We start from the raw sequence: 18,061 nt of genomic DNA on the forward strand, positions 1-18,061 counted from the left end.
GACGCTGACCACAAGAGCTAGTCTGGACACTGCAAAAATCTGCGGAGAGAAGCGATGGGTGAAACGAAAGCGAAAAGACGGCGGGTGATCGTGCCGGGCGTCAATGAACCGGGCAGCGGATTGTCGTCAAATTGCTTCGTGGTCGGCGATCTCGTCATCATCACCGGGTTGACAGCGCGGACAGATGACGGACAACCGGCAGCTTTGGGGGATGCCCGCCAGCAAGCGGTCATCGTGTTGGAGCGGATGAAGGCATTGATGCGCGCGGCCGGCGGCACGATGGGCGACATCATCAAGCTCAATTGCTATCTGACGGACATCCGTCATCGTGACGGCTTCGTCTCGGCGCGCCGCGAGTTCTTCGTCGGTGATTTTCCGCCCTGCGTTGTTCTGGGCGGCGTTGTCTTCACCGCGCCCGAACTGCTGATCGAGGTCGACGCCTGGGCCGTCCTCAATTCCGCTCCGTGACGGAATGCGAAGAGACCTGCCACGGTTCACGCCGTTCTAGCGTAGCGCCCGAACGACGTGCGCGCCGGGCCCGATCGGGATGCCTTCGCGCAGCGTGCCGTAGTAGCGATCACTGAGCGCCGCTAGGCCCAGGTCTTCGACAGCGGCGAATCCGGTTTCGCGAAGCAGAACGGAGATTGCCGAGGGATCGAACAGGCTGAGCCACGGCTCTCCACGCGCCGCCGCCCGTTCGGCCACGCCCATGATCTGCGCGCGGCGCTCGGCCGGATAATTCTCGAACGGCTCCGCATAGTCGAACACAACTTCGGCAGCCGGAACGGTCGCGATGAAGCCGAGCGTCTCGGCAATCGCCTCCCGCGACAGGTAAGGCACGACGCCGAGCCACTGGAAGAAGGCGGGCTCGTCGGTGCGAAAGCCTGCTTTCGCCAATCCTTCTGCAAGGCGCTCGTGCTCGAAATCGACCGGCGCAAAAATCAGCGATGCCGGCACGGCAATCGCGGCCTCACGCAGCCGCTCGCGCTTCCAGGCTTGCGTCGCCGGAAAATCCACTTCGAAGACATGGACACTGGCATGCGGGTTGCGCAGGGCGAAAGTATCGAGGCCAGCGCCCAGCACGACCGCCTGCCGCACACCGCGCGCCACGCTTGCCAAAAGGCAGTCTTCCGAGAAACGGCTGCGCGCGGAGACGAAAAGCCGCATCGGCCGCAGCGCCGGATCGGCGGCCACGGCATCCAGGCCCGCCCGCGTCTCTTCGTCGAGGATCGCCAGCGCAAAGGGGTCGCGGAAGATCGCCGCACGATCGAGGGTCTGATGCACGGCCCGATAGGCGGCCGCGCCGCGCGCCGTCTGGCTGGGTTGCCCGGCGCGCATCGCGCCCGCTACGGTGCCAGATGGCAGACGGCTTCGAGCCGGTTGCCGTCAGGGTCGCTCAGGAAAGCCGCATAGTAGGAAGCGTGGTAGTCCCGCAGGCCCGGCCTGCCCTCGTCCTTGCCGCCCGCCGCGACGCCGAGATGCCAGAACGCATCGACCTGCGCGCGCGATTTCGCCTTGAAGCACCAATGGCGGCCGAACGCCTCCTCCGGCTTCGCGCCCTTGCGAATGGTGAGATAGATGCGGTCGGGATGCGCCGCCCGCGCCCGCTCGCCATAGCCGAGCCAGTCCTCGCGGCGGCCGACCTTGACGATTTCGAGCGCCTTCATGATCGCATCATAGAAGCGCTCGGCCGCGGGGATGTCGGAAACCGCGATGGAAACGTGGTCGAGCATGGCTCAGCCGGCCTTCTTCAGCCGCTCCAGGGCTTCGAGAATCCTGGCCTTGCGCGCAACGGCTGCCTCGCGCTTCTCCTTCTCCTCCTCGACGATCTCCTCGGGCGCGTTGGCCACGAATTTTTCGTTCGACAGCTTGGCGTCGACGCGCTTGATGTCGGCGTCGGCTTTCGCAATCTCCTTGTCGAGCCGCGCGCGTTCGGCCGCAAGGTCGATCACGCCCTTGAGCGGCAGGCTTGCGACTTCGCCGCGCACCAGGAGCTGCACCGAACCGTCAGGCGCCTGCTCAGCAAAGGATATGTCCGACAGCCGCGCGAGCCGCTTGATGACATCGATCCAGCGCGGCGCGCGCGCTTTGGTCTGGCCGGAAGCGCCGACCAAAACCAGCGCCGTCAACGTCGCCGGCGGAATGTTCATTTCCGCGCGCACCGAGCGGATTGCGGTGACGAGGTCGACCACCCAGCCGATCTCGGCCTCCGCCTCGGGGTGGACGAAATCGTCGTCGTCGAGCGCGAGGATCACCGGCGGGATCGCCATGTCGTTCGGGCTCGTCGCGGCGAGCGCCGCGACCTGGTCCGGCGTCAGGGCGCCGGCCTTGCGCGGCCAGGGGGTGAGCGCCAGCAGGCCGTCGCGGCTTGCCGTCACCGCCCAGAGCTCCTCGGTGATGAAGGGCATGAAGGGGTGCAGCAGCTTCAGGATCTCGTCGCGCGCCCAGGCCACCATCGCACGGGTCTCGGCCTTGGCCGGGCCGTCGTCGCCGAGCAAAACGGGCTTGGCGAGTTCCAGATACCAGTCGCAATAGACGTTCCAGACAAAGCGATAGATCGCGCCGGCCGCATCGTTGAAGCGGAACGCCTCGATTGCTTCCGTCACCTCGCGCGTGGCCCGCGAGGTCTCGTGCGCGATCCAGCGGTTCAGCGTGTCCTTCGCCTGCTTCGGATCGAAGTCCGCAGGCAGCGCGCAGGCATTCATCTCGGCGAAGCGGCAGGCGTTCCACAGCTTGGTCGCGAAGTTGCGGTTGGTCTCGACCAGATGCGGCGACAGGCGGATGTCGTGCCCCTGCGCCGCCTCGCGGGTCAACGCGAAGCGCAGCGCGTCGGCGCCATATTCGTCGATCACGCCGAGGGGATCGATGACGTTGCCTTTCGACTTCGACATCTTCGCGCCCTTCTCGTCGCGGACGAGGCGGTGGATGTAGACGGTCGAGAACGGCGCCTCCTTCATGAAATGAAGGCCCATCATCATCATCCGGGCGACCCAGAAGAAGATGATGTCGAAGCCGGTCACCAGCACATTGGTCGGGTAGTAGCGCTTCACTTCCGGCGTGTCGTCGGGCCAGCCGAGCGTCGAGAACGGCCACAGCGCAGAGGAGAACCAGGTGTCGAGCACGTCCTCGTCGCGCGTGATGAAGCCTTCGCGCTTCGCCGGGTCGAGCGCCATGTCGTGCCCCTGCTCCGGCGTGATGACCTCCTGCTCGACGTAGTAGCCGAGCGCGTTGCTCACGGCTTCTTCCTCGCTCTCGGCGACGAACACCTTGCCGTCAGGCCCGTACCAGGCCGGAATCTGGTGCCCCCACCAGAGCTGGCGCGAGATGCACCAGGGCTGGATGTTCTCCATCCACTCGAAATAGGTCCTTTCCCAGTTCTTCGGCACGAAGGCGGTATTGCCAGAGCGCACCGCCGCGATCGCCGGCCGCGCCAGCGTCTTGGCGTCGACATACCACTGGTCGGTCAGATACGGCTCGATGACGACGCCGGAGCGGTCGCCATGCGGCACCATATGCGTGTTCGGCTCGATCTTCTCGAGAAAGCCGAAATCCTGCAGCCGTGCCACGATCTTCTTGCGCGCGGCGAAGCGTTCGACCTTGTCGAATTCTTCGGCGAACTGCTGCGCCCCCTCGGGCAGGCCGCGCAGATAGTCCTCGTTGCCGAGCAGGAACAGACACCCCTCCTGGTCGAGCACGTTGATCTGCGGCAGGCCGTGTCGCTTGCCGATCTCGAAGTCGTTGAAGTCGTGCGCCGGCGTCACCTTCACCGCGCCCGAGCCTTTCTCCGGATCGGAATAGGTGTCGGCGACGATCGGAATCTTGCGCCCGACCAGGGGCAGGATCACATCCTTCCCGATCACATCGGCATAGCGCGGATCGTCGGGATGGACGGCGACGCCAGTGTCGCCCAGCATCGTCTCGGGCCGCGTGGTGGCGACGACGATGAAGGTCGAGGGATCATCGGGTGAGAAATTCCTGCCGGCGATGGGGTAGCGCAGATACCAGAGGCTGCCCTTGACCTCGACCTGCTGCACCTCGAGGTCGGAGATCGCGGTGAGCAGCTTCGGGTCCCAGTTCACCAGCCGCTTGTCTTTATAGATGAGGCCCTCGCGGTGCAGCTCCACGAACACCTTGATCACCGCGCGCGACAGGCCCTCGTCCATGGTGAAGCGCTCGCGCGACCAGTCGCACGAAGCGCCGAGCCGCTTGAGCTGCTTGACGATGGTGCCGCCGCTCTCGGCCTTCCACTGCCAGACCCGTTCGAGAAACTTGGCGCGTCCCATGTCGCGCCGGCCGGGCTCCTGCCGCTCCATGAGCTGGCGCTCGACCACCATCTGGGTGGCGATGCCGGCGTGGTCGGTGCCGGGCTGCCACAGCACGTCGCGGCCCCGCATCCGCTCGAACCGGCAGAGGATGTCCTGCAGCGTGTTGTTGAGCGCGTGGCCCATGTGCAGCGAGCCCGTCACGTTCGGTGGCGGGATCACGATGGTGAAGGTCGGGGCGTCGCGCCGTTCGGGGCGGCCGGCCTTGAACGCGCCGGCCTCCTCCCAGAGGCGGGACATGCGGCCTTCGATATCCGCAGGCTGGTAGTTTTTCTCGATCATGGCGTCGCAATCGGGGGCAGAAAGAGGGGTAGAAAGCCGCCCAAGCCCGCCAAGTCAACACGGGAAGTCAGGCCAAAGGCACAATAAAACCTGTCGGGGTGGCTGAATCAGGGCCAGAAAGGCCGGCTTTTCACATCGAGTGGTCCGATTCCAACATTCGCTACCCATTCTGGGAGGCACTTTTGCGAATGTTAGAATCAAGGACCACTAGCGAATCTGAGATTCTAGTGGAGTTCTGGATTTGACATTCGCTTCACGAACTCGCGGCTGGAGGGGAGCGAATGTCACATCCCACTCCACTAGCGGCCGCGCGATACCCGCTCGATTTCGGCCTTCACGATCCGCTCGACGAGTCCGGGCAGGTTGTCATCGAGCCAGGCCTTGAGCATCGGCCGCAGCATCTCCTTGACGAGATCCTCGAGCGTCCGCGCGTTGTTGCTCAGAACGGTGTGCGCCAGCGTATTGAAGGCCGATTCGACGGCTGACACCGTCGATTGCGAGAGAATCGCCTGGGACGGCGGTGGCGCCGCCGCGGGCGGCGGCTCGAACACCGGCTGGCGACTGATGCTTCGCGCGGCCGCCGATTCGGCAAATTCGAGATCGTCCTGCGGTTCCACCCGTTGGAAAGAGGGCTGCTGCGGCGGCGACTGGCGCGGTGGTGGCGGCGGCGCCGGCATCGCCATCTCGTCGGTCAGCTCGAAAACCTCGCCATCTGCCTGCGGCGGCCGAACCTCGTCCGCTGACGTCGCCTCATCGAGCCCCGACAACAGGGCGTCGATATCGTCCTGGCTGTTGGCCTGGTTGCTGGCAGAAGGCGCCGCCGGCGGAGCTGGCGCCGGAGGTGTCGGCGTCGGTGCCGGCGTGGCCGCAGGTTTCGGCGCAGCAGCGGCCGGCGGCATCGGCGCGGGTGGAATGTCGGCCATCACCGATGGTCTTGGCGGCGCGGGCTTCTCCGCCTTGGCAGGCGCTGCCGGCGCCGCGCTCGGTGCCTTGTCGGATGCAGCCGGCTTGGCTTCGTCGTCGGCGATGATGCGCCGGATCGACGCCAGAATCTCCTCCATCGAGGGTTCCTGGACCTTTGCAGGCTGCGTCATCGCCGACTCCACATCATCAACGCGCCAATTTACACCAAGCACGACGGGATTGGCCGGTTCCGGATGCGCAGGTCGGCGCTTTCATCGCGCAAGCCCGACTTGTCCCCAGATCAAGCGCCGAGCGACTCATCGCCCCGCCTTCCCCCCGCCGTGGGGCCGCCAAGCGCGCAGCCAAATGACGCCCAACGCAGCGCGAATCGCTTCAATGCCCCGCAAAAGGCTACGTCATGCCAGCAAATGATTGCAAGGTATGCGGGCTTGCGGCGTTTGACCGCGAGCCCGCAATCGACGCGGCGATCAGCGTCCGTCCGGCGTACGCACGCCAGCCCAGCTGTCGCGCACTTGATGATAATGCACGCTCGGATCGTAAGTCTGGGTCCGCAGCTTCAAGACCTGCGCCGACAACCGGCCGATCGAGTTCAGCACCGAGTAGGACGCAACGACGCGATCGTGCTGCGCGGTCACGAGGGCGACGCGCGCGTTGACCAGTGCCTGCTGCGCGTTGAGCACGTCGAGCGTGGTGCGCTGACCGGCCTTCGCTTCCTCGCGCACGCCGTTGAGCGCGATCTCGGATGCCGTGACTTGCGACTGCGCCGACTGCACCTGCGCCTTGCCCGCGACGAGCTGGCCCCATGCCTGCACGACGTTGGCACGGGTCTGATCGCGGACCTGTTCGAGATTCAAGCGCTGCTGCGCCAGCGTTTCCTTGGACTGGCGGATCAGCGAATATTCCGCGCCGCCCTGATAGATCGGCGCGGTGATCTGCGCGACCGCGGAAGCGCCGAACGAGCGGAAGATGGTCATCGTCTGCTCGTAGGATTGCTGCACCGAGGCCTGCAGCGTCACCGTCGGCAGCAACGCGCCTTCGTTGATCTTGACCTGCAGGAAATTGACGTCGATGCCATACATCGCCGCCGTGACGTTCGGATTCTCGATAAGGCTGAGCTCGACCGAGCCTGCAAGCGAGGGCGGCAGATAGCGGTCGACCGGCGAGCCCGGCGCGAGGCTTACCGGCTCGTCGCCGATGATGCGGCGATAGTTCGCCCGCGTCGTCGTCAGATTGGACTCCGCCTGAAGCTCCTGCGTCTTGCCGGCGGCGAGCTGAGCTTCGGACTGCGCCACGTCGGTGCGCGTCACCTCGCCCACGTTGAAGCGGTCGCGCGTCTGTTTCAGCGTCTGCTCAAGCACGCGGGTGTTGCTCTTCTGGACCTCGACGATGGCGGCGTCGCGCAAATAGTCCATGTAGATCGTCGCGGCCGACAACAGCACCGACTGGTCGAGCACGCGCAAGCCTTCGCGTGCGCCCGAAACCTGGCTCTCCGCCGCGCGCGTCTTGTTGGCGTTCTGATTGCCGTTGTACAGCGTTTGCGAAATCGTGAGCCCCGCGCTGCGCGGCGCATTCGCGCCGTGGATTTCCGTGCGCACGATCGCGGTCGGCGAGCCGCCCGACGTGGTGTTGACGTCGGTGTACTGGTAGCCGCCCGACGCAGTGACCGAGACCTTCGGACGATAGCCGGAGAGCGCCTGCGGCACGTTTTCGTCAATCGCGCGCACCGATGCGCGCTGCGCATTGAGCTGCGGATTGTTTTGATAGGCCTTTACCAGCGCGCCCTCGATGGTCTCCGCCAGGGCAGGTAACGGGCCCATAGCCGCCATCAAAAGGACCGTAGCCGCAGCCCCGGTGAAGAACTTCACCCCATGCATCCCAAGTATCATCCGTTCTTTCGCGCTTACCGGCCCGAGCGCCTGAACCGGGTCACCGTTTCGGCCTGAGTCAGTACCCCGGGCCAACATAGGACGCGCGCAAGGGCAACGGAACTACCCTGTGGGGTTGGTGAGTGGAAACTCTCCGCAGTGCAGCTTCCGGGCCACACTTCTGATTCAGAACGGGATTTTAACAGCCTTCCCGGAACGAAGGGTTAAAAGACGAAGGCGGGAAGCCGTTCAAGCCCCGGCAAAATGGGGGCGGCGGCATCAAAAAGCGTCCGGTCCCCGAACTCGTCATGCGAGCGGGTGACTAGCATAGCCCGTGGGGGACGCTGCTCGGCAAATACCCCGACCAGCCGTCCGCCCTCCTTGAGCTGCTGGAAAAGCGCGTGGGGAACCACCTCGGTGGCGCCGTTGAGCACGATAACGTCATAGGGCGCATCGGCGGGGTCTCCGGCCGGCGCAGGCGCCACCTTGAAGGTAATGTGGCCGATCCCGAGCCGCGCCACGGCCTCCCTGCCCCGCGCAACCAGCGCCGAATCGCCCTCGGTGGCGGTCACGCGCGCCGCCAGGCGGGCGGCAAGCGCGGCCGTGTAGCCCGTGGCGCAGCCGACGACGAGCACATTGTCGGTCTCGGCGATCTCCGCAGCCTGCAGCATCTTGGCGGTGACGGCTGGCTTGATCAGAAACCGCTTGGTGCCGCCTTCACTGACGTCGAGATCGAGGTCCAGATAGGCCAGGGCCTGCCGGTCCGCCGGGACAAACGCCTCGCGCGGGACCTCGAGCATGGCCTCGATGATCCCTGCATCGGTGACGTCGCTGGTGCGCACCTGTCCGTCGACCATCTTCTGGCGCGCGGTGGAAAAGCCGGTCATTGGCGAATCCTGGAACGAAGCGGACGTGGCCCGCGGAACGAAGCGGCGCCATCTTTGGAACAAGGCCCGCCAAAACGCAACATGGTGCTTGCGCGGTCGCGACGCCCCTTCCGGAAATGTCTGGATCGCAAGGCGAAATTTGGCTCCCCGGGCTGGATTCGAACCAGCGACCATTCGATTAACAGTCGAATGCTCTACCGCTGAGCTACCGAGGAACAGGCGAAACAAGTGTTCGCGAGCGGGCAGCGTATAACAAAGCCTTTTCAGCTTGCAAAGGACCAAATCGCGGTGCCGGCATCCGAAAACGGCGACAAAAATGCCCGGTCAGCGCATGGGCGGAACATGACCCGGCGCCGTGCCGGCCGGGAGCAGCTGATCGCGAATCGCATTGACGAGGAACGTGGCGCCACTGCGCGAGAGGTGGACGATGTCGGTGGTAACGAGGTCGGAGGCCGCCGGCCCGGACCGGGTGAGGCAGCCGCGCTCGTCGCACAAGGCCTGTCTCGCGGAGATGTACTCAATCCCCTCGGTGCTGGCGAAGGATCGCATCATGGCATCGGCCTCGGCGCCTGAAAAACCGGTCGCGAGGCGATCGGGCAGCAGGTGGAAAAAGCGGTAGTGGTTGATCAACTCATGCGGCAAGGTTCGCTTCCAGACCGGCACCGGTCCAAGCAGCACGATGCGCGAAACCCGATTGGCCCGGATCGCCGCGATCGTCTGTCGCAGCTTTTCCAGGTCCACGTTCTTGTCCCACATAGCATGAAGCAGGACGACGTCCGGGTGCGAGGCCGCCACGAAGCCGAGCGCGGTGTCATTGGCCTGGCTGCACGCCGGCCGCGGTGAAGCCATGATCGGCGCACAGCCCGGCGACGTAAATCGTGCCAGGCGAAACGCGCCCGCGCTGCTTTCGATCTCCTTAAGCGGCGGATAGATCGCTGCAGCGGTCGAATCGCCCCACAGGAACAGGAGCGGCTTGGTCCCCTCTTCGATGCAGCTTGCATCGAATCCGCTGCCCGGATCCTCCAGGAAGCAATGGTCGGCAAATCCCGGATTGTCGCGCGGACGGACGCGCGCGATCTCCTGCACTTCCGCCGGGAACCGAAAAGCGAATCCCGCACCCAGCACCGAGACGACGCCGACCGCGCCCAGTATCGCCTGCCCCATGACGAGCCTGGGGACGATATGCTTGGCCCGGCGGAGCGGCCTCTCGATCCAATAGAACGTCAGCGCCGACAGGATCACCGCAACGGCCACCCCCGCCCAGGCGTCGAGGACGTTGGGGACGCCGTTTCGCATGATCGAGAGATACGACAGTAGCGGCCAGTGCCAGAGATAAAGCGGATAGCTGATCAACCCGAGCCACACCATCGGCCGGCTCGACAACATGCCCCTGTTCAAGATCGCGTTCGGCGACGCCAGGATCAGGCCTGCTCCGACCACCGGCAGGAGGCCGTAGAAGCCGGGAAACGAGCTGTTGTTGTCGAGCAGAAAAAACGCGGACGCGAGGATGGCAGCCAGGCCCGCGCCGCTCAGCAGGTTTTCAGGAAGGCGGCCGGGACGTGGCGACAGGTCCCGACCAGCGAGAAGACAGCCGGCCAGGAGTTCCCATGCCCGCGTGAGCGGAGAGTAGAACGACCAATCCTTGTCGACGGCGAAGACGACCAGTCCGGCGCAAAACGAGAGCAAGGCAAGAAACAAAATCCAGCTTCGCCGCCGTGCCGACCGGGAGATCATCCACAGCACCGGTGGCCAGAAGATATAGAACTGCTCCTCGATGCCTAGTGACCACAGATGGAGCAGCGGGTTCTCCGCCGCATGCGGCTCGAAATAGCTCGCCTGACCGATCTGAAAAAGATTGGCGGCGAAAGCAACGCCCGCGACGATGTTCTTGGCGAGCAGTTCGAACTGGTCTGGAAACAGCACGAACCAGCCAATGATGTAGGTCGCGGCCAGCACGACCAGCAACGCCGGAAAAAGTCGGCGAACGCGGCGCGCATAGAAGGCGGCCAGCGAAAAGCTCCCGTCGGCCATCTCGGCGGAAATGATCCGCGTGATCAGGAATCCGGAAATGACGAAGAAGACGTCGACGCCGACGAACCCGCCCGGCGCCAGGCCGGGCTGTGCGTGGTAGGCCACCACGAGCAGGATCGAGAGCGCTCGCAACCCGTCGATATCGGACCGATAGCGCATTTCTGGGGCAGACATGATGAGTGATGATTACACGAGGCACGGCCGTATTCCCAGTGTCCGGCAACCGCGCGAGGTGCGGAACCTCAACAGGTTATCCGCAATGTTCCCACACGCGCGGCATCCTGATTTTGCAATGACGCGCGGGCGCTTGCTGCGCACAAATCCACAGCCTGTGGAAAATATGCCGCCGCGCATATCGCGCGCCTCAATTGCCCGACGCGTCGAACACTGTCCGGCAGGCTTCGCTCAAACTGGCCCTGTTCCGGCGCAGGCAGGCCGTGATCGCGCGGACATTCGGAATCTCGCCGGCGCAGAGGCGATAGACATCAGGCGTGCACGCCTTGCGCTGTTCGGGCGTGCCCTGCGCGAAGGCCGAGCTTGATGACGTCAGCGTGACAGCTAGTCCTAGAGCGACAACCACGCACCATAGCGGTTTCGTGCATTGTGCAGATTGCGTGTCCATGGCAATGTTTCCGTTGCGGCGCCTGTGCGCCTGCATCGCCATACGCGAAGCAATTTTCTGGAAATGTGATTTCTCTCACACGTGCGTTTCCCACGGCCTGCGAGACTGTGGCCGGGACATCGAAACAGAGCAGTAACCATTCAGGCTACGATCGTCGGATCGATAAAATTCGAACGATCGATTCAATGAGGAAAAGAAGGAGTTTTGCGACCGTGCGCCCCTGAGTTTGGGGAGTGCGCGATGCGTGAATTTGAATACGAGCTGCTGCTGGACGCGGTACGCGCAGTGGTAACGCCGGTTCCCGAGGAGGATTCCATGGCCTTTTTGGCCCAAAAGCCCGTGTTTTTCGCGGTTCAGCCCCGCAAGGCGGCAAACGACAACCAGCTGTGCTGGCCGCTGGTCCCATTCCCTGACGGCTGGAACGGCGCCTGCTGAGGCAATGCCGCAAGACCGGGCCGCAAGTCCCTGATCTTGTTGTGGAGGCCACGACCAGAATTGAACTGGTGTAAACGGTTTTGCAGACCGCTGCGTAACCACTCCGCCACGTGGCCCCACGCCGAATGCCATAGACATTTCCGTCGGTTGTCGCAAGCGTAACGGTTACGGTAGCGAGAGTGCTCCTGGCACATGTGCCAGATGTTCTTGTTCCGTGTCCGTCACATTCCGTGTCCGTTCGATCGACGGCACTCTCTCCGTATTTGAGCCCCAGTGCCCTCGTCAGATGCGACGATGTTTCTGATTTTCTTGGAAGCCATCCGTTTGAGAACTGCGCTCGCCTTGTTGTTTCTGACCGCATCGTGGCCGGTCTTGGCCCAACCAGAGCAAAATGAAAAACTGCGGCAGGTTATCTCTGACCTTAGAGCTTGCGTACGAACGCATGCGCCACGCGCTCAGGCGGCCGGGATAAGGACAACCTCTGAAGCCGTCGAGTTTTTCTCTGGCAAGTGCGGCCCTCCCTTAAGCGACCTTGCCCCAGCGGATGTCGGCACTGTTCCGCCTGGCAGCTTCCGGCATGCTATCGTCGAGGCGTGGACTGCCGCAAAGGGGAAATCGGGAATCGCTAAGGCCACCCGAAGGCGACTCTGCGATCCAGATGCTTACGTTGGCAAGGGCGAGTTGCGCGGTCAGCGCGATTCACTAGCGCCGCGTCCAATTCCCATAGTGCGAGTTAAACTGCGCGGCTGCGTTAGTGACCGAACGGCGTTTCAATAACTGATGGATACTCGCGCGTCGCCCGGCCGCCTTGGTAGGTGGTCTCTGCAGGTTTCGGCGATCAGTGGACGCGACGCTCCCAGCACAGCAGCCATTCCGGCATCACGTCGAGCGCATGGCACAGCTTTATCAGCTCGATCGGGTAGAGCTGTGCTCGCCCGCGCTCCCAGCTCACGATCTGCGCCTCACTGTAGCCCGTCAGTTCGGCGAGCTCCCTGCGATCAATGTGGGCCTTGGCCATCGCGCGCGTCAGGCGCTGACCAATCCGCTGCTGCTTGGCGACGTAGTTTTCCCCGAGCATCGCCGTGCCTCCTAGTCACACTACATCCTACACTGAATTTGTCAGCGATGGCAGCCTCGGGTGAACTTGGAGCAGCATAAGCTCACTGGAAGATCGTCGCCGCCCCTGCGATTGCCCGACCGCCTTTCGCCTCGACTCAGGCGGTCACGCCCCTCATCGGCACCACGTTGTCCTTAGCCGACGCCGGCGGGATCACGGGGTACCCGCCCTTACCTGTCCGCTGGCACCCGCGGACTGCCCTAATGCTCACGCCTGGAAGTCGCTACGCCAACCGTTGCGTGCTCCTGCGCAATCAGCTGGTGTTCTTCTGCCACCAATTGAGCCGGGGTACGCGCCGGCTGTTTGGCCGGACTAGGTGCGGGCTGCTCGTCCGGCCTCAGTAGACCCATCTGCACCGCTTCCTGCTTCGTGATGGAACGGCCCATCGCGGCATCAAACGCTTGGCACGGAGCAAAGAGGGTGGCGACCGAGGCAGCGGACGGTTGCGGACAATAATAGTCAGTGTCTTTGACGAGATAGATCACCACGCCGGCGATAGCAGCAATAGCCGCGATCCCAGCGACAAACAGGTCTTTCATGGCGACGACCTCCATCGCCCCCCGTCTAAATAAACAGGTTGGCCGGATGTCAGTTCCCTCGCGGACCGCGCTACCTTTCAATCCCCGTGGGTTGGGAGCATCGCGCCGGTCGGCCGGCTTTACGCTGTTCAAACACGTAGGACACCCGCGCGGATAGATCGGCGATCGTGGACATCGCCGCCTAGAAGCCGGACCGAGATCCTACACCCGATCAGGGCAGAGACCCCTATTCGATCATCACCACCAAACAAGCCACCATCGCCGCGCTTCTTTCCGGCGCAACCGCTACAAGTGCCTCCCCAGGTGGATGGATCAAGATTTCTATTCTCCTCCGGAGGTATGCGCGGATTGCTGGGAAGCTTGTACCCCGGGGGGACGACCACACTTTGGCTGGGGCGAACGATGACGTGATGACGTGTGCGGGGGTGATACACCGTTGCGGCACTGACAGGCGCACAAAGGCTGATCAAAAGGCCTAGGGCAAAGGCAGAGCGCATCCAATCTGCTCCAAACGACCCTATCTTTACTTTTATCACACCGGCCGCCGATAGGAACTGTCTGGCATCTGCAATCGCTATTCGATCACCACCAACCAGGCGCCCATTGCTGCGCTGTTCCGGCGCCTGAACCGCTACGTCGGCAACCTTGAGTCGATGCCCGGCGTCTTCCCGGACTTCCCAGCCCCCGTCATCCGCAATGCTGAGAGCGACGACGCGCAGGAGATGGTTTTGATGCGCTGGGGCCTGCCGCCGCCGCGCACGGGCGGCCCGCCCGTGACCAATATCCGCAACACGTCGTCACCGCACTGGCGCGGCTGGTTAGCCCCGCAGAACCGCGGCCTGTTCCCGGCCAATGTCGTTTGGTTCGCGCTCGACGACAGCCGCCCGCTCTTCACCTGGGCCGGCATCTGGACCACCTTCAACGGCGATTGCGGCACCAAGTCGAAGCCCATTCCGAGGCCGCATCTGGTCTACGGCTTTCTCACCACCGCGCCGAACGCCGTGGTCGCGCCGATCCATCCCAAGGCAATGCCCGCGGCGGAAAACGCTGCTGACAGCTACGCGCGTTCGGTGAAGAAGGCTGCGGAACCGAGCCTCGCCGGTAAGCGCGAGAAGCCAATCAACGCGAAGCCGGTCAAAAAGAAGACGGGCTAAATTTCGCAAATGGGTGGCGTCCGGCGCAGTGTGTCCAAATCCCCACACTGCGAAGGGAACAGCGCCTCTGTGTCAGTGATCGAACAGACTGGTCAGGTCAGTCCCGTCAACCTGTTGGTATTTCAGACCAATCAATTATTGGCGCGTCGCCCGGTGGTCTGGTAGGGGCCACCGGGCTTTTCGCGTGGTGACGAGGGAGATTTTTTCGGAAAGAATCTTGCGCGGCCGCGTATGCGTTGGAGGCAGGACCCTCGATGTTCGATCACGAAAGCAGAAAGGCCCCGATCAGCGAACTGCCGCGAATTCCCATAGCCCCAATGTACAGGCTGAAATGATGCGGACGAGGTTACGGAGGTCCTGCCGGATCTCGTGGGATCGATCCGTCATTGCAGCGGTGGCCCCACCGGGCGCGCTCATATACGCCCTCCCCGGATAGGCAACCAAGGCCGCGATCATGGCTGTCGGCGCCGGAAATCCCGCCGCCCCTTGGGCCTCGGCGCCAGCTCGGGCATCGCCGCCTGGACCTCGCGGTAGCGCGCCAGCATGCGCTCAAAACTGGCATTCAAGGTGGCTGCGATATCGGGCCGCTTCTCCAGCGCCGCGATCAGCATCCCGGCGGCTTCGATGGTCGACAGCCCGTCACGCCGCGGCTCCCGGCGCAGCTTGCCGTAACGAGACGGGCTGCGCGGCCCGAGAATCACGCGCCGGCATTTCAGCATCCAGGGATTGCGCCACCACAGCGCCTTGGCCTGGCTCCAGGTGCCGTCGAGCAGCACCACGCCTTCGATCGAATGAAGAATCGCCCGCTGATTGTCCGCAAGCTCGCCCTTGCGGTTCAGTGCCACGATCTCGGCGTCGGTCTCGAGATCGGCGGCCCGCGCCGAGCCCAGATAGAGCACTGCCCAGCGCGCGGGGTCGGCCACCGGGCGGCCCAGCGCCTTCGACAGGCTCGGCCAGGACAGCCCGATCCTGACTACCGCGTCCTTGAAGTGGCGCGCGGCAAGGCCGGCTGTGCCGAGCGCCCTGTCCTGCTCCTGCGGATGCTGCAGGATCAAGAGCGCGATCCGGCTCTCGATCGGCTGGACGCTGTCGCAGATGCAAAGCGGCGCGGGCTTGCGGCAATGTGAACATTCCGCGATCGCGGCCGTGGCTTCGGATGGCTCGGTCATCCCCCGCTATAGCGCCGAAAGGACGCAATTCAACCGGCAAATGAAAGCCGCGCTGCATCCGGCCCCGCGACGTTGTCTTCCGCGACAGCAAAGTCCGCCATGCGCGCCGCCGATCGGCGGTAATCGCTGCCGCCGAGGCGCTTGCGATGCCGCATCTGCGAACGCTGGGAGGTGCTTGGCGGGCGGCGACCGGCGCGTTTATAGTTCCGGAGATTCCATGCTGCAGTGATTGAGGGATCGGCCGATGGCGGGCGCGATTTCGGTAACCCCTGACAACATCGATGCGGTGCTCGCGGATTTGCCCCGCATGGTGCGGCTGGCGCTTGGATTCGCTTCCAGGCTCAGACGCGGAACGCTCGACGTAACGCTGCCCGACGGGCGCGTGATCAGGCTCGGCGGGCTCGAACCGGGGCCGGCCGCGGTGATGCGGGTTCACGCGTACAGTTTCGCATCGCGTCTCATCCGGGGCGGCGACATCGGCATCGCCGAGGCTTACATGCGGGGCGAGTGGGACACGCCCGACCTGACGCAGTTCCTCTATTTGTTCTGCGTCAACCACGACCTGATCCGCACCATGCTGCGCGACAAGCCGCTGATGCGGTTCGTTCAGGTGGTCCGGCACTGGTTCAACCGCAACACCAAGCGCCAGGCGCGCCGCAACATCTATGCCCATTACGACATCGGCAACGCCTTCTATTCGGCATGGCTCGATCCGAGCATGACCTATTCCTCGGCGCTGTTCGAGGACGACACGGCCGACCTGACGGCGGCGCAAACCAACAAGTATCGCCGGCTCGCCGAAGCCATCGACCTGCAGCCCGGACAGAAGCTTCTTGAGATCGGCTGCGGCTGGGGCGGGTTCGCCGAATATGTCGCCAAGGCCTTCGGCGCCAGGGTGGTCGGGCTGACCATCAGCAAGGAGCAGCGCGATTTCGCCCAGAAGCGCATCCACGACGCGGGCCTTGCCGAGAAGGTGGAGATTCGGCTGCAGGACTATCGTGACGAGCGCGACCAGTATGACCGCATCGCCTCGATCGAGATGATCGAGGCCGTGGGCGAGCAGTTCTGGCCGCGCTATTTCTCGCAATTGCGCGACCGCCTGCTGCCCGGCGGGCTGGCCGGCATTCAGGCCATCACCATCCAGGACAGCATGTTCCAGCACTATCGGCGCGAGGTCGACTTCATCCAGCGCTATGTGTTTCCCGGCGGCATGCTGCCCTCGCCGCAGGTGCTGAAGGCGCTCGGCGACCGCTTCGGTGTTCCTGTCATCCGCGAGCGCATTTTCGGGCAAGACTATGCCAAGACGCTCGCGACTTGGCGCAATAATTTCCGCGCCGCCTGGCCGAACCTGATGCCGCTCGGCTTCGACGACCGGTTCCGGCGGCTCTGGGAATATTACCTCGCCTATTGCGAGGCCGGATTCCTGTCCGGCAATATCGACGTCCGGCAGGTGGTGTTCGCCAAGGCGCGCTGAAGCCGCCAATCCGGCCGGCCTTGTTGCGCATGCGCTAACGCCTTGAGGAGCCGGGCGGTCTCACCGCAAGCCGCTTACGCTTGGCGGCATCATGCGCTAGGCTCGACGTGAATTTCAGTCAACGGACGGCCACCGCTCGCATGACCATCAGAAAAGACGTCGTTGAAGCCATCGGCAACACCCCGCTCATCAAGCTGAAGAAGGCGTCGGAGGAGACCGGCTGCACCATTCTTGGCAAGGCCGAATTCATGAACCCCGGCCAGTCCGTCAAGGACCGCGCCGGCAAATGGATGATCCTGGAAGCGGAGAAGCGCGGCGACCTCAAGCCGGGCGGGCTCGTGGTCGAGGCGACCGCCGGCAATACCGGCATCGGGCTTGCCGTGGTTGCGAGCGCGCGCGGCTACCGGACACTCATCGTCATTCCGGAGACCCAGAGCCAGGAAAAGAAGGACATGCTGCGGCTGTGCGGCGCGGAGCTCGTCGAGGTCCCGGCGCTGCCGTTTGCCAATCCCAACAACTACCAGCACGTGGGAAAAAGGCTCGCCGACAAGCTTCGCAAGAGCGAGCCCAACGGCGTGCTGTTCGCCGACCAGTGGAACAACCTGGACAATGCCAAGGCCCATTATGAATCGACCGGCCCGGAGATCTGGGAGCAGACCGGCGGCAAGGTCGACGGCTTCGTCTGCTCGGTCGGCACCGGCGGCACGCTCGCGGGCACGAGCTCGCTCCTGAAGGAGAAGAACAAGGGCATCGTGATCGGCTGCGCCGATCCGCGAGGTGCCGCGATGTACGAGCTGTTCACGCGTGGCGAGGCCAAGGCCACGCCGGGCGGGTCGATCACCGAGGGCATCGGGCTCGGCCGGGTCACGCCCGTGATCAAGGAGGCCAAGGTCGACGACGCCTGGCTCATCCCGGACGAGGAAGCGGTGCCCGTGATCTATGAGCTTCTGGAGCACGAGGGCCTCTGCCTCGGCGGCTCGACCGGCATCAACGTCGCCGGCGCGATCCGGCTCGCCAGGCAGATGGGCCCGGGCCACACCATCGTGACCATTCTGGCCGACTCCGGCAACCGCTATCAGTCAAAGCTGTTCAATCCGGAGTTCATGCGCTCGAAGAACCTGCCGGTGCCCGCCTGGCTCGAACGGCGCAGCAAGATCGACGTGCCGTTCGAATGAGCGAGTAGCTGACGAGGAGCGAGTGGAATGCGATCGCCTATTCGCTATTCGCCACTCACCATTCG

16 protein-coding genes and 2 tRNA genes are annotated in these 18,061 nt (G+C 64.0%); 5 read left to right on the forward strand and 13 right to left on the reverse strand.

Annotated elements, in window-relative coordinates:
* The first annotated feature begins 138 nt into the window (after positions 1-138).
* Entirely contained in the window at positions 139-468 is a 330-nt protein-coding gene (locus QOU61_RS19425; RefSeq protein ID WP_289652818.1) for a RidA family protein, read from the forward strand.
* Between the two features lie 36 nt (positions 469-504).
* Here QOU61_RS19425 and QOU61_RS19430 read toward each other — a convergent pair whose 3' ends face one another.
* The 9 genes from QOU61_RS19430 to QOU61_RS19470 form a co-directional block, all read right to left on the reverse strand.
* Positions 505-1,338 (reverse strand): class I SAM-dependent methyltransferase, encoded by an 834-nt coding sequence (locus tag QOU61_RS19430; protein ID WP_289652819.1) that lies wholly within the window; start codon positions 1,336-1,338, stop codon positions 505-507.
* A gap of 8 nt (positions 1,339-1,346) precedes the next feature.
* Positions 1,347-1,733 carry a VOC family protein gene (locus QOU61_RS19435; RefSeq protein ID WP_289652820.1) on the reverse strand — a complete coding sequence of 129 codons (387 nt, stop codon included), beginning with the start codon at positions 1,731-1,733 and terminating at the stop codon, positions 1,347-1,349.
* A gap of 3 nt (positions 1,734-1,736) precedes the next feature.
* Complete coding sequence (locus QOU61_RS19440; RefSeq protein WP_289652821.1) at positions 1,737-4,604, reverse strand: valine--tRNA ligase; 2,868 nt, start codon at positions 4,602-4,604, stop codon at positions 1,737-1,739.
* 299 nt (positions 4,605-4,903) lie between these two features.
* Entirely contained in the window at positions 4,904-5,698 is a 795-nt protein-coding gene (locus tag QOU61_RS19445) for a PopZ family protein (protein WP_289652822.1), read from the reverse strand.
* 297 nt (positions 5,699-5,995) lie between these two features.
* Positions 5,996-7,402, reverse strand: a complete 1,407-nt coding sequence (locus tag QOU61_RS19450) for a TolC family outer membrane protein (protein ID WP_289652823.1) — start codon at positions 7,400-7,402, stop codon at positions 5,996-5,998.
* Between the two features lie 215 nt (positions 7,403-7,617).
* A complete protein-coding gene (locus QOU61_RS19455; protein WP_289652824.1) occupies positions 7,618-8,280 on the reverse strand; it encodes a protein-L-isoaspartate O-methyltransferase family protein in 663 nt (220 codons plus the stop codon).
* A gap of 140 nt (positions 8,281-8,420) precedes the next feature.
* A tRNA-Asn gene (locus QOU61_RS19460) sits at positions 8,421-8,495 on the reverse strand.
* A 109-nt stretch (positions 8,496-8,604) separates the two neighbouring features.
* On the reverse strand, positions 8,605-10,485 hold the full coding sequence (locus QOU61_RS19465; RefSeq protein WP_289652825.1) for an acyltransferase family protein: 1,881 nt from the start codon (positions 10,483-10,485) through the stop codon (positions 8,605-8,607).
* A 190-nt stretch (positions 10,486-10,675) separates the two neighbouring features.
* Entirely contained in the window at positions 10,676-10,933 is a 258-nt protein-coding gene (locus QOU61_RS19470) for a hypothetical protein (RefSeq protein ID WP_289652826.1), read from the reverse strand.
* A 240-nt stretch (positions 10,934-11,173) separates the two neighbouring features.
* Between QOU61_RS19470 and QOU61_RS19475 the strand changes: the two genes are divergently transcribed.
* Positions 11,174-11,368, forward strand: a complete 195-nt coding sequence (locus QOU61_RS19475; RefSeq protein ID WP_289652827.1) for a hypothetical protein — start codon at positions 11,174-11,176, stop codon at positions 11,366-11,368.
* Positions 11,369-11,410: 42 nt separating this feature from the next.
* Here the strand turns inward: QOU61_RS19475 and QOU61_RS19480 are convergent.
* The 3 genes from QOU61_RS19480 to QOU61_RS19490 all read right to left on the reverse strand — a co-directional run bounded on the left by QOU61_RS19480 (position 11,411) and on the right by QOU61_RS19490 (position 13,024).
* Positions 11,411-11,484: transfer RNA gene (locus tag QOU61_RS19480), tRNA-Cys, on the reverse strand.
* Between the two features lie 722 nt (positions 11,485-12,206).
* The gene (locus tag QOU61_RS19485) at positions 12,207-12,446 is read right to left on the reverse strand and encodes a helix-turn-helix domain-containing protein (protein ID WP_289652828.1); all 240 of its coding nucleotides are present in this window, start codon (positions 12,444-12,446) and stop codon (positions 12,207-12,209) included.
* A gap of 239 nt (positions 12,447-12,685) precedes the next feature.
* On the reverse strand, positions 12,686-13,024 hold the full coding sequence (locus tag QOU61_RS19490) for a hypothetical protein (protein ID WP_289652829.1): 339 nt from the start codon (positions 13,022-13,024) through the stop codon (positions 12,686-12,688).
* Between the two features lie 563 nt (positions 13,025-13,587).
* Between QOU61_RS19490 and QOU61_RS19495 the strand changes: the two genes are divergently transcribed.
* Positions 13,588-14,178: an SOS response-associated peptidase family protein gene (locus QOU61_RS19495; protein WP_289661613.1), complete on the forward strand. Its 591-nt coding sequence runs from the start codon at positions 13,588-13,590 to the stop codon at positions 14,176-14,178.
* 452 nt (positions 14,179-14,630) lie between these two features.
* On the opposite strand, the gene QOU61_RS19500 is transcribed toward QOU61_RS19495, so the two are convergent.
* Positions 14,631-15,347: a tRNA-uridine aminocarboxypropyltransferase gene (locus QOU61_RS19500; protein WP_289652830.1), complete on the reverse strand. Its 717-nt coding sequence runs from the start codon at positions 15,345-15,347 to the stop codon at positions 14,631-14,633.
* Positions 15,348-15,591: 244 nt separating this feature from the next.
* Between QOU61_RS19500 and QOU61_RS19505 the strand changes: the two genes are divergently transcribed.
* Positions 15,592-16,821, forward strand: a complete 1,230-nt coding sequence (locus QOU61_RS19505; protein ID WP_289652831.1) for an SAM-dependent methyltransferase — start codon at positions 15,592-15,594, stop codon at positions 16,819-16,821.
* Between the two features lie 140 nt (positions 16,822-16,961).
* Positions 16,962-17,996 carry a cysteine synthase A gene (locus QOU61_RS19510; protein WP_289652832.1) on the forward strand — a complete coding sequence of 345 codons (1,035 nt, stop codon included), beginning with the start codon at positions 16,962-16,964 and terminating at the stop codon, positions 17,994-17,996.
* Positions 17,997-18,061: the final 65 nt, after the last annotated feature.

Source organism: Bradyrhizobium sp. NP1, assembly GCF_030378205.1.
In the GTDB taxonomy this organism is placed as follows: Bacteria; Pseudomonadota; Alphaproteobacteria; order Rhizobiales; family Xanthobacteraceae; genus Bradyrhizobium.